13 protein-coding genes are annotated in these 11,499 nt (G+C 58.5%); 4 read left to right on the plus strand and 9 right to left on the minus strand.

Features of this window, described 5'->3' with window-relative positions; translation table 11 throughout:
* Window positions 1-61: 61 nt before the first annotated feature.
* The 3 genes from ACFFUC_RS01390 to ACFFUC_RS01400 are packed head-to-tail and all read left to right on the plus strand — an operon-like array spanning window position 62 to window position 3,404.
* Window positions 62-1,579, plus strand: coding sequence for a recombinase family protein (locus tag ACFFUC_RS01390; protein ID WP_377683600.1), 1,518 nt, complete (start codon window positions 62-64; stop codon window positions 1,577-1,579).
* Window positions 1,579-2,487 (plus strand): plasmid partitioning protein RepB C-terminal domain-containing protein, encoded by a 909-nt coding sequence (locus ACFFUC_RS01395; protein WP_377682821.1) that lies wholly within the window; start codon window positions 1,579-1,581, stop codon window positions 2,485-2,487. The genes ACFFUC_RS01390 and ACFFUC_RS01395 overlap by 1 nt, the downstream gene beginning before the upstream one ends.
* Window positions 2,484-3,404: a plasmid partitioning protein RepB C-terminal domain-containing protein gene (locus tag ACFFUC_RS01400; protein ID WP_377682822.1), complete on the plus strand. Its 921-nt coding sequence runs from the start codon at window positions 2,484-2,486 to the stop codon at window positions 3,402-3,404. Before ACFFUC_RS01395 ends, ACFFUC_RS01400 begins: the two co-directional genes overlap by 4 nt.
* Window positions 3,405-3,707: 303 nt before the next feature.
* On the opposite strand, the gene ACFFUC_RS01405 is transcribed toward ACFFUC_RS01400, so the two are convergent.
* From ACFFUC_RS01405 to ACFFUC_RS01445, 9 genes are all read right to left on the minus strand, one after another.
* Complete coding sequence (locus ACFFUC_RS01405) at window positions 3,708-4,415, minus strand: hypothetical protein (protein WP_377682824.1); 708 nt, start codon at window positions 4,413-4,415, stop codon at window positions 3,708-3,710.
* Window positions 4,399-5,922 (minus strand): TniQ family protein, encoded by a 1,524-nt coding sequence (locus ACFFUC_RS01410; RefSeq protein ID WP_377682825.1) that lies wholly within the window; start codon window positions 5,920-5,922, stop codon window positions 4,399-4,401. The genes ACFFUC_RS01405 and ACFFUC_RS01410 overlap by 17 nt, the downstream gene beginning before the upstream one ends.
* Before the next feature lies 1 nt (window position 5,923).
* Window positions 5,924-6,922 carry an AAA family ATPase gene (locus ACFFUC_RS01415; RefSeq protein WP_377682827.1) on the minus strand — a complete coding sequence of 333 codons (999 nt, stop codon included), beginning with the start codon at window positions 6,920-6,922 and terminating at the stop codon, window positions 5,924-5,926.
* Entirely contained in the window at window positions 6,912-9,044 is a 2,133-nt protein-coding gene (locus ACFFUC_RS01420; RefSeq protein ID WP_377682829.1) for a TnsB C-terminal domain-containing protein, read from the minus strand. Before ACFFUC_RS01420 ends, ACFFUC_RS01415 begins: the two co-directional genes overlap by 11 nt.
* A gap of 10 nt (window positions 9,045-9,054) precedes the next feature.
* Complete coding sequence (locus ACFFUC_RS01425) at window positions 9,055-9,582, minus strand: hypothetical protein (protein WP_377682831.1); 528 nt, start codon at window positions 9,580-9,582, stop codon at window positions 9,055-9,057.
* Between the two features lie 207 nt (window positions 9,583-9,789).
* Window positions 9,790-10,017 carry a helix-turn-helix domain-containing protein gene (locus ACFFUC_RS01430; protein ID WP_377682833.1) on the minus strand — a complete coding sequence of 76 codons (228 nt, stop codon included), beginning with the start codon at window positions 10,015-10,017 and terminating at the stop codon, window positions 9,790-9,792.
* Window positions 10,018-10,176: 159 nt separating this feature from the next.
* A complete protein-coding gene (locus ACFFUC_RS01435; protein ID WP_377682835.1) occupies window positions 10,177-10,686 on the minus strand; it encodes a hypothetical protein in 510 nt (169 codons plus the stop codon).
* Window positions 10,683-10,868: a hypothetical protein gene (locus ACFFUC_RS01440; protein WP_323009600.1), complete on the minus strand. Its 186-nt coding sequence runs from the start codon at window positions 10,866-10,868 to the stop codon at window positions 10,683-10,685. The genes ACFFUC_RS01435 and ACFFUC_RS01440 overlap by 4 nt, the downstream gene beginning before the upstream one ends.
* The gene (locus tag ACFFUC_RS01445) at window positions 10,865-11,170 is read right to left on the minus strand and encodes a zinc ribbon domain-containing protein (protein WP_240200149.1); all 306 of its coding nucleotides are present in this window, start codon (window positions 11,168-11,170) and stop codon (window positions 10,865-10,867) included. Before ACFFUC_RS01445 ends, ACFFUC_RS01440 begins: the two co-directional genes overlap by 4 nt.
* 145 nt (window positions 11,171-11,315) lie before the next feature.
* On the opposite strand from ACFFUC_RS01445, the gene ACFFUC_RS01450 reads away from it, so the two are divergent.
* Entirely contained in the window at window positions 11,316-11,495 is a 180-nt protein-coding gene (locus tag ACFFUC_RS01450; RefSeq protein WP_240200150.1) for a helix-turn-helix domain-containing protein, read from the plus strand.
* Window positions 11,496-11,499 lie beyond the last annotated feature (4 nt).

Genomic DNA, 11,499 nt, shown 5'->3' on the forward strand with positions numbered 1-11,499 from the left:
GCGCTTGAGCAGTCGATCGTCGATCAATTCCGCGAAGAGCGACGCGCCTCCGGATACGGATGTGCCTGCGGTTGCCTATGTCCGGATGTCGACCGATCATCAGAAGTACTCGACTGAAAATCAACTCGACGTCATTCGCAAATATGCGTCAGATCGCGGGCTACAGATTCTGCGCGTATTCGAGGATTCCGGTCGGAGCGGCCTTCGCCTTGACGGTCGCGAGGCGCTGCAAAATCTTATGGCCGAGGTTCAAACGGGCCATGCCGATTTCAAGGCGATCCTCGTCTACGACGTCAGCCGCTGGGGCCGGTTTCAGGATGCCGACGAAGGCGCGTATCACGAGCATGTCTGCTCGCGCGCCGGGATCCGCGTCCACTACTGCGGCGAGCAGTTCGAGAATGATGGCAGCATCGGCTCAAACCTGCTGAAGACCGTAAAACGTGTGATGGCGGGCGAATACAGCCGCGAACTCTCGGTAAAGGTCTTCGCGGGCCAGTGCCGCCTCGTCGAACTCGGTTTTCGCCAGGGCGGCGCGCCCGGATACGGATTGCGCCGGGTGCTGATCGACGAGAATGGCGTTCCTAAGGGCGAGCTGTCGCGCGGTGAGCAGAAGAGCCTCCAGACCGACAGGGTCATTCTGGTTCCCGGTCCCGAGAACGAACAGCAGGTTGTTCGACGCATCTATCGAATGTTCGTCGAAGACGGCCGATCCGAGCGGGAAATCGCGGATATCCTGAACGCCAGCGAACTTCACACCGATCTCGGCCGGCCTTGGACGCGGGCGACGGTCCATCATGTTCTGACCAGTGAGAAATACATCGGCAACAACGTCTTCAACAAGATCTCCTTCAAGCTGAAGCAACGCCGGATGGTGAACCCCCGCGAGATGTGGATCCGCGCCGAGGGCGCCTATCCCGCTATCGTCGATGAGGCGCTGTTCCTGCGCGCCCGGGAAATCGTCGATGCGCGTAGCCGCCATCTTTCCGACCAAGACCTGCTGGACGGACTACGGGCCTTGCTTGCCAGCAAGGGCTTCCTTTCCGGACTGGTCATCGACGAACACGAGGACACGCCATCATCGAGCGCGTTCCGGTCCCGGTTCGGCAGCTTGCTGCGCGCCTATGAGATGGTCGGATATCAGCCCGACCGTGACTACCGATACATCGAGATCAACCGCAAGCTCCGCGAGGCCCATCCCCAGATCCTCGCGGAAATCATTGCCGGCATCGAAAACGTCGGTGGCAGTGCCGTTCAGGATCCCCTGACCGAGTTGCTGACCGTCAACGGCGAGTTCACGGTATCGGTCGTGCTATCGCGATGCTTCGAGACTGCGGCTGGCTCGCTGCGCTGGCGGATCCGCCTCGACACGGGGCTCCTGCCTGACATCACCATCGCCATACGCATGGACGAGCTGAACGCGGAGCCGCGCGACTATTACCTGCTCCCAAGCATCGACATGACCGCGGATCGACTTCGATTGGCCGAGCAAAACGGCCTGTCTCTCGATGCCTATCGTTTCGACACGCTCGATTTCTTCTTATCAATGGCCGGTAGGGCCAGATTTGCGGAGGTGGCCTGATGCCCGACGACATCCCAACCGATGCCCACAAGCATGTGACGCTCATACCGACCGACATGATACGGATCCTCAATCCGCGTGTGCGCAACCGGCGAACATTCGAGGAAATGGTCGAGAGCATCGCGCGGATCGGCCTCAAGCGGCCGATCACGGTCACCCGGCGCGCGGACACGGAGCCAGCAGAATACGATCTTGTCTGCGGTCAGGGGCGGCTCGAAGCTTTCATTGAACTGAAGCAGGACGCCATCCCCGCCATCGTGATCGATGCTGACGAGAGCGATTGCTTAGTCATGAGCCTCGTCGAGAATTGCGCCAGGCGCCAGCATCGCGCGATCGATCTGATGCAGGAAATCGGCACCCTTCGGCAACGCGGCTATAGCGATCGCGAGATTGCCAACAAAATCGGGGTCAGTTCCGAATACGTTAACATGATCGCCGGACTGCTGGAGCGCGGCGAGCAGCGCCTCGTATCAGCAGTCGAAACCGGAATCATGCCATTAAATCTCGCGATCGAGATTTCCAAAACTGATGACGAAGGGGCTCAGCGTGCCCTCATGGATGCCTATACCGAGAAGAAGCTGCGTGGGAAAAAGCTGACGGCTGTGCGGCGCCTGCTTGAGAGACGCCAGCGGCAAGGTCGGCGCATCGATGAAACGCCTTTCGGCCGCAAGGTTAACCGTAGCGAGCGTCCTTTAACCAGTGATGCCCTCGTGCGAGCCTACCGGCAGGAAGCTGACCGCCAAAAGGTGATGATCAAGAAGTCCGAACTGGCCCAGAGCCGGATCCTCTTTGTTGCGGAAGCGTTCCGTGCGTTGCGGAGCGATGAGAACTTCCTGACGCTGCTGCGCGCGGAAAATCTCGAAGCTATGCCCACATATCTGGCAGAGCAATCGAGGACGAACCCATGACGCGAAAGGATCGCTCCAACCGCGACGCCGTCCTCCACAGCTTTGAGGATACCTGCGTGATGCTGCCCGTCAACGCGCTTTTGCCGGTTCGGACGCTCAGGAACGCAACAAAATCCAGCAGAAAATATCAACAGATCGCCGCTTCGATCCGCGAGGTCGGTCTTGTGGAACCGCCTGTGGTCGCTCGCGCCCCGTCAAATCCGGGCACCTTCCTTCTGCTGGATGGGCATGTTCGTATCGAAGTGCTGAAGGACCTTGGTATTGAAACGGTTGAATGCTTGATTTCCACCGATGACGAAGCCTTCACCTATAACAAGCGGATCAGTCGGTTATCGTCGATCCAGGAACACAGAATGATCCGGCGCGCCATTGAGCGCGGGGTTCCTGAAGAAAAAATCGCCAGAGCGCTGGACGTCAATCCCCAGACCGTCCGCCGCAAGTTCCGCATGCTGAACGGAATCTGTGACGAGGCGGTTGCCATCCTGAAGAACAAGGCCTGTCCTATGGTGGTGTTCGAAACCCTCAGGAAGATGAAACCACTGCGCCAAGTCGAAGCTGCCGAACTGCTCGTTAATGCCAATAATTACTCGGCCGCTTATGCCTCTGCGATTCTAGCCGGAACCCCTCAGGCACAGCTGATGGAAGGCGCGAGGCCCAAGCGCCTAAAGGGCATTTCGCCCGAGGCAATGGTCCGGATGGAAAACGAACTGGCGCGCCTTCAGGAGGCGATCACCTCTAGCCAGGCGACTTACGGTCAGGATCACCTGCATCTGACCATCATCAAGGGCTACCTTGCAAAGTTGCTCGGAAACGCACGGGTGGTGCGCTATCTGATGCAAAATCGTCCCGAGTTCCTGGCCGAGTTTCAAACAATTGCAGATATGACATCCACGCTTCCGCCCGAGGCCGCCGCCTGACCACGCCACGACGACCGACGGGGACCCGGACCCATATTAAGCGCGGGGACCGCAGGAGACGCCGCACTGTGGGGCGGATCGAGTGCGGTGGTGGGGATGGCGGCGAACCCGTTCGGAGCCCACCGGGCTGGTTCGAGTTTTCGCCGGCCGCGTGACCGGCTTGTGGTCAGTCACGATATGATGTGGGCGTGCCGAGAAAGCACTGATGGATCCCGGCACGCCCAAGTGCTTGTCGCCCATGCGATTGCAACGCTTCGTCATTGCCCGCATGCCACCGGTCCAACCTGCTGACAGGGCAACGTGTTACTCTCGGTATGAAGCAATTGCCTTAGCTTCGGTCTGCTTCGGCAGATGGTTGCGCGGAATCGGGACGGTACTGACCCATTCGTTCTCGCCACGCTCTCGGAATGTATGGACAGCACGCTCAATGATACCTTGGTCGATGACCGGCGCATCCACTACCATATGCAGTCCTACCCCATAGCTGTACGAACGATCAATTTCAAAGGACTCATAGATATCTGGCGGGGAATCTTTCAGAATCTGCGATGCTGTGCGTTCCTGGTGCTCTCGTACCGTCAGGCCGTCGAGGGAGACATAGCGACGCGGTTCGGGAAAAATAACCCGATGCATTTTCTGACCACGCACCGACGGCACCGGTACGGTTTTCCAAGCAAATTCTGCGCTAAATTCGTCCTCTGTCAGCAGGGACTGGGTTTGCTCCCAAGCCAGCTCGCTGATCTGGTCCCAGAATGCCATCTGGCCCGTGATGATCTCAGCATTCCAAATCGTATGGCCATCCATGCTAAGAAACAGGAAATCGAACCACTGATTATAGATATCGGGTCGTCCGGGCTCATCCAGCGTTTGATGACTGGTGAATATACCGCCATAGCGCGGCGTATCGCACAGGATCCGCCACCGCAATTGAACGAAGGCGTCGCGCTGCCGGCGGCGGGAAAGCTCGCCAAACGGAAGCTGGGACCTGCGACCTTTACTGAATCTTGCCATGGTTTTTCAGTCCTGTTGAGGCTGTTGACGCCAGCGCAGCCCTATTTCTGGGGAAAATGCGCAACCTTTCCAATACCGCAGCTGAGTCCTTCTCCGCGATGCCCAACGCGCCGAGTCCCTGTTTCCTGCGATCATATGTGAAGTTAACCTCAGCGGCATCAGCCGCCAGCAGGACATGCGATGTTCGCGTCCGGTGTGCGCGAGCGAAGATTGTCAACGGTTTGCAAGCTACTTTCCGCCGTGTCTTTCGAATTTTTGTTGGAGCCATCCAGGTGCCCAGGAATGCATCCAAAGTCTCTGGCCTGAACCCCATCATTCTATTGTTGAACCGGAAATCTGGCAGCAAAAGCTGGTCCGCAATGAGTGTCCGCAAGACCTCGACACATATGCCCAAGTGACGCCCGGCATCTTGAGCGTTGAGGAGGTCTTTGAGCTTTGGTGCAAGCTCAGCGATCAGCGCTGGATCGACAACGTGGCTTTCCCCGGCCCGAATGTCGTATTGTGCTTTTAGCACAAGTGACGTGATCTTCGTTCCAATGCCGTGCTGCTTGCAGAGAGAGCGCAGCGTTGTCGGTTGAATGCCACGCGTCAGAATGCCGAAAACCTTCTCTTGCCCGGTAAAACGAAAATTCTCGCCGACATATTCGGCCATGACTTCGCATATCGGCCGGTAAGCGGACTGGTCTTTTCGAAAATAAAACTGATCAAATGCCTTTCCGAATGCCTTACGATAATCGTTGCCATGCCGGCCCCGACCAATCTGATCGTGCAGAAAATCCTTCACGGCCGCTGGCCCCTTAGTCAGAACGTCTGCTCCAACACATCCATGTTGCCGTCGCTCGTCAGGGGAAATATCTTGCCAGCTTGCGTTGGCGCCACGCGAGGCCATCGCGCCAAACACCTCGGCCGTGTGGATGATGACATCGAGCTGAAGATCGTCGATCCATCGGCCTGCATGCATCCCGCCCAACCGCTCTGCTATATAGCACTCCATCGAGGTTGGGCGATCAGGTTGCCACATCGCCTTCTGTGCTGCCGTCAACTGCAAGACCAAGGACGACAGATCCGGCTGGATGCGCGAAGCTTTGCGGGGGGTTATCGTCATCAGACGGATCTCGTGCTCAGCGCAAACGTGGTTCGCATCGATCAGCCAATCCGTGCGAGCAAGGCAAGCTGATCTTAGATTTCCATCTGCTAAGTTACCCAGACAAGCCGGGCAAAATCGGAAGCGATCCTTGGCGCACATGACCTTGTTCCGGGGATCGGCGCCGAGTTGCAGCCGTCGGGGATTGCTAGCGTCGAGCGCCCCATTGCCGAGAGCGGCAGGGTCACAGCCCGTGTATCTGGCCAGACGCTCGACGCTGTGCCTGTCCCCCATCAGCAAGGCGCGGAGGTCCAGATCGAATAAGTAGGCCATCTCGGGAAGGGATGAGAGGCCTGACAGGCGAGCGATGCGATATCCATAGGAAGCGACGGTTTCTCGGGTGTGCGGGGCAGGAAAGATCATCTCACCGCTTCCCCCTTGGCTTTCGTGGACGCCCTTGCAAGCCTGCTGAAACAGCGGGTTCAAGCGGTGCGCGTCCGGTGTTTACACTCCGGAAGTCCGACACAAGAAAGGGGTTTCGGAGAGCACCTTCACCGCTGCGCTCGGCGTAGAACCGTGCGAAATCCTGAATGCCGACCGCTGGGTGTCCGTCAGCCAGGGCGCAAGTAATCGCACCGATGATCAGTTCGACCACGATGCCGAACTGTTCGCGCCCCGCATGGAGCAGACGGGGTACGAACTCCACGTCCGCGAGATCTGACGCCATTGGCAGGTCCGCAAGTCCTGCATACCCGGCTACCAACTCGGCAACATCATCGCGGGCGTCGAATTCGGTCACAGGAAGAAAGCGGGTGATGAAAAAGCGGCGTGACAGCTGCGGGTCTTGGGTCAGCAGCTCATGGAGCTCTGGCGTTCCGCTGACAACCAGATTGGTCGGCCAAGAAGGAATCTGCATGAGGCTTTTCAGGGCGTTGATCACCCCCGCCTTCTCCGCGTCTGAACCCCGGCCTCCAAGCTCTTGCCCCTCATCAAGGTGGATCAGCCAGCATTTCCTCAGTTGCAGGTGAAAATTGACCAATTCCCACATACGCGACGCTGTGGTGTCGCGAAGCAGCTGGAAATCCAGCGCATGCAGGATCGCGCGAGCCAGGTCCTTCTGGGTGGCGGGCGTTGGAACCCGGATGGAGATCCAGCGAAATTCGCCGGGCTCGGTGCCCGAGGTGTCAATCCGACTCAGAATTCTCTGGATAGCCGTGGTTTTGCCGCTACCGGATTCCCCGATCACAGCGATTCCACGACCTTCAGCCGTCAGGCCAAGGTCCAGTTCGGCCTGTCGCTTATCCATGACCTCACCAAAAATCCGCCTGACGGTTTCGTAGCCCGGATGGGCCACGAAGTTTTTGCGCAGGGATACGGCGACGCGCGCGATATGCTCTGGAGCTGTTCGTAGGTCACTCGTCATCTTCGAACCTCCAGCCCTTACGCGACGGTGGGGGGCCATCAGCAGGAGGATCTTTCAGTGCTGGAGGTGCATCGGCACTGTCGGCATCGGCACTTCCAACCTCAAACCCACCTTGCAACCACCCCGAGCCGCTTGGCTGTTGATCCGTGGAGACTGCGGGTAACAGGTGCAGTCCAAGGCCGAGCTTTTCCTCTGCCCTGTCGATTTCCTCAGCGGAGTACTTCATCCGCCCAAGCTGCGCGGCGTTGGCGGCATCGGTCGAGAGCTGATCGAGACGGCGCAATCCGTCGTGTAAAATTTCCGCCGAAACGGCAGCGCGTTCACGATTATGCTCCATGACGGTTTGGGCAAAAGCCGACCATTGGTAGAATGATATTCCCGCCAGCGCCCCGGACAGATCATGAGCCGGATACCAGGTTCCGTCGATTTCGACGGCGATCCAGCCGAGATCCATTTGGTCGAACCGGAGGCGCACTTTCCGCTGGTGACGATGCTTATAAGCATCGCGCAGCTCGTCGCAGGTGAAGTCGGCACCGAACACGCGAACCCCGCGACCAGAAATTGTGCGTTCAAGCTCCACACCGAAGATGGCCCGGCGATCCATCGCATCTACCGGGATAGACAGGCCATATTTGTCGACCAGTCGGTCCCAACAAGCTGCCGGCGTTTCGCCCTGAAGACCGGCGTGAGGGCGTTGGTGATAGACGTCGACAACATAGGTCACGAGTGCCGCCAGCAGGTCCTGATCGGTGAGGGACACTTCGGCTTCTGCGTTGTAATCGCTCCGCTGCACGGGGTTTGAGAATGTCCGCCCGCGAAAACGGCTGACGAAATGCGACGAAAACGTGCTGAACAAGCGCTCAATGCGAGGCCGGAGTTTAGCGACACCTCCGGGCGGATTGATCAATCGGGCATGCAATCCAGCGGTGGTGACCTTGAAATCATCGCTAACGAATGCGGGGCCCATGTCGGCGGCGATGGACTCCGGGCGTCCACCCTGATGCCAGCCAGCCCGACAGCCTAAGCTAAGCGCGATGGCAGTTTTGTCGGACGTCGCCATTTCCAGCGTCCGGATAGCCGCTTGCGAACTGGTCGATCTGGACAAGGTGAGCCCAACAACGCAGCGCGTTGCACAGTCGATGGCAACGCAGACGATCAGGCGCGTCACTTCGAGAGCGGTGGCCTGCTGCGCCGTCAGCTGGTCAAGCAGACCTGCATCAGAGATCAAAGTCATGAGATCGACCTCCCACTCATCGATCTCGACCCGCTCCATCGGCCGAAGCACTTGAACGCCGTATTCGATGATGGCGAATTTCTTGTTGGCGGCATCCACGCCGTGGCGTTGAAGGTAGATCTCGTAGGGGTCCATCCGTCTGATCGCACGATAGACCGAGGAGCGGGATGGCGGTTGCAGTTTGGGAAGGTGATGTTCCGCACGTCCTCGATTGAAATCCGCATAAAGGTTTGTCGCCCTCTCGTGGATGCCGTCGATGCTCGGACGAAGCGGAGAAGCATATTCAGCGATCAGCGCATCGAAGGCGCCGCGTTCGCCGGGCAGCATGTGACGTTTGTTGCCGCAGCGATGCGTTTTGGGAACCAAAGCCATGATGTTAAAATCGCTGTTCACGTAGTCTCGTGTCCAGGTGAGTAACGTTTTGGCGCAGGGCGGTGTGTTCAGGGCCTCTTTGCGCCCCGCGCGCTTTACAAGCCCACGCCGGCGTTTGCGGATCGCCATCTCCACAGCCCCGATTATGGCGGGCAGAATGGCATTTACGGATGGTTCGCTGCGCTTGCTCAGACCAGCGTGGACGTATCGCAGCAGTTCTTCCACATACAGTTGCCTCCACAGCGCTGTGTCGCGCTTGGCTTCCGGGAGGTCACGGAAATGTTCTGGAAACCCGATCAGCGCCCGCTCAGCGACAGCGCGTGACGCTCCTTTTGCGACATAACGGAAGCGGGGACTTCGGAGCAGCTCTTCTAATTCACCGTGTGTGATGCTGCGGGTGATTTGCGGTGCCGATATGCCGACCAAGACGATACCGTCAGTATCATGTGAAGAAACTCGATATTCGGCACCATCAAGGATGATAAGATCGAGGCGGTTAAAATCGCTGTGTTTCATCGCGGCCCCCTCAAGCGAACATCATGTGGGAGAAAGGGGGAACAGCGGGCGCGCCCAGCTCTTTGGCGCGCTCAATCAGACGTGTCGTCGGAGCGTGCGGAACGATTGTCTGTCGGGGCACGTCCGCATCGGTGAACAGCAGCACCCGTGTCGCGAATGATCTGGGCAGTTGCGCGGCGATGAGCCTCAGCGTGTCTTCGAACCGGTACTTGCAGACACGGGTCAACGGACGAACGGCCACGGCACTCGCTGTGCCATCGATATGTTTCGCCAAGAAGTCGAAATGATGACTGACGCGCTTGCCCCGCGTGTCGACGTAGCTGATGGCAGGGGGTTGCGCCTGCACCTCACGAATGTCGGGGTTCGCAACCAGCTGATCCCAGCAATGGGCTTCCAGTCCAGATTCAAGCCTGCTGATGACAGGTCGGGGCAAAAAATATCGCACATCAACGACCTGTACGCGCGCACTCGCCTTTGAGCGCGCCGGAACGATACGGCTGGCCTCGGCCAGCACGGGAAAACGGAAGAAGGGGTTCATGTCACATCCCTGGCAAAGTTTTGACAGGTGTCCGCCCGCGGATTCGGGCGAACACGATAGATGCAGGCAATACGAAGACTTTGGTCGACGCAGGCTGCGCCGATCCTTGACTTCGTATGCGAGGTTTGGGATGCTCAGGGTGTCGGGATTCCAAATCGACAAACCTAAGCAAGGTCCCGGGGCTCGGCCTCTGGGGCCTTTTGCTTTCTAAGGCTTCACTTTTCTCTCCTTCGTATAGCGGGCGGGCCAAATGATTTCAGGCTGTGTCTGAAGCTTACTAGCTATGGCCCTTTCTACTTTCTCAGACCGCCTGTGGCCTTGCGATACAAGGCTGACCGATGAAGGCGTGATACCCAACTCACGAGCGATTGCGCTGAAGCTTGAGCCTGCGAGTCTCAGGCGAGCTCGTAACATCTCATGGCAGCAATCGTTCATGGCGAAGCCTTTTTGCAGGTGATTCGCGAATCACCATTGCACACAACGAATCACTAGGCGAGCAGTAATTATTGCTATGTCATTGAAAACGAATTGTATTTAGATAGAGTGGCGTGCCGAAATCCGGTGATTTTTGCAATTCGCGCTCGGGCCCGACCGCTATTGCGCGTTCCCCGTCAGATACGGCTTGATCGCATCCAGTGCCGCCGCCGATCCTGCCAGATCGAAGCGGTGCTGCATGCCGCCAAACCCGATCTTGACCCATGCTGCCCGGCGCAGATTGTGGACGAACAGGTTGGTCGCCCCCATTCCGGCGGTGCTGTAATTACTCATCAGCGCCTGGCTGCCGCTGGCCGCGAAATCCAGCCGCTCGCCGTTCGAGAACAGGATGCTGACCTGCTCCCCGGCCGCAGGCCCGCGCCCAGCCAGCGTGACAGTCACCGTGCAGTTGTTGGAATCGCAGGTGCCATTTTCGTCCAGCCCATTCACCTCATCGGTACGGGTGATCCAGATTTCGTTGCCGCGCTGGCGGCGCGGGCTGACATCGCCGGTCTCGTTGGTGAAAGTCCAGAACTCGGTCCCACCCTCCAGCGAGGCCTCGAAATACCAGCCATCGGCCAGAGCCGGGCTGGCGAGCGCCATCATGAGGGCGGCGAGATGTGCCTTCATTCTTCCAGATCCTCGGCCGGGATATCGACGCCTGCATCGGCCAGCGCCTGCGCGATCAGCTGGCTCATGGTCATGTCGCGCCGCAGGGCCTCGATACGCAAAGACTTATGCGCCTCAGGGCTGAGGCTGATCGAGGTGCGTTTGGGGCCGCCCATCTGCCGTTTGCGTCGCAGGCTGCTCATCGGAACCAGCTTTCCTGCATCCGGGGAATGAAGCGGTGCATCACCAGCCCTGCAATGCCGAAAAGCAGCATGAACGGGCTGAGCAGCATGAACATGAAAAAGCCCACGCCCCAGTTTACCTGCCACGAGCTCGTGGCCGCTGAATAGCCCAGAGCGAGGCCGATCAGCGCGGCGAGGCCTGCGCCGATGAACATGATCTGCGCCGCACCTCGCCATCGTTCAGCCGACCAGCCCGGCTTCAGGATGCCGCGTTGTGCGCCGCAGCTCGGGCAGGTTGTCGCTTCAGCGTGAATCTCACTCATGCAATGCGGACATTGTTGGGGCATATCAGGCTCCTGAATGTCGAATGAATGTTAAAACAGGTAGAGTTAAAAACGTCGGCGCACAATAGCATTGTGCATGAAAACGACCCCCAGAAGCCCCCTGCGAGACATCGTAGCGCGCAACATGCGCAGGCTTCGTGCCGAACGCGGCTGGTCGCAAGAGTATCTGGCGAATGAGTGCGGGTTGAACCGGACCTATCTGAGTGCGGTCGAACGGTCGGAGCAGAACATCTCTATCGACAATCTGTATAGAGTCGCTCAGGGGTTTGGGGTAGAAAGCTGGACGCTACTGAAGGCCGAGTAAACCG

The organism is Paracoccus cavernae (assembly GCF_042430175.1).
GTDB classification, from domain to species: Bacteria; Pseudomonadota; Alphaproteobacteria; order Rhodobacterales; family Rhodobacteraceae; genus Paracoccus; species Paracoccus cavernae.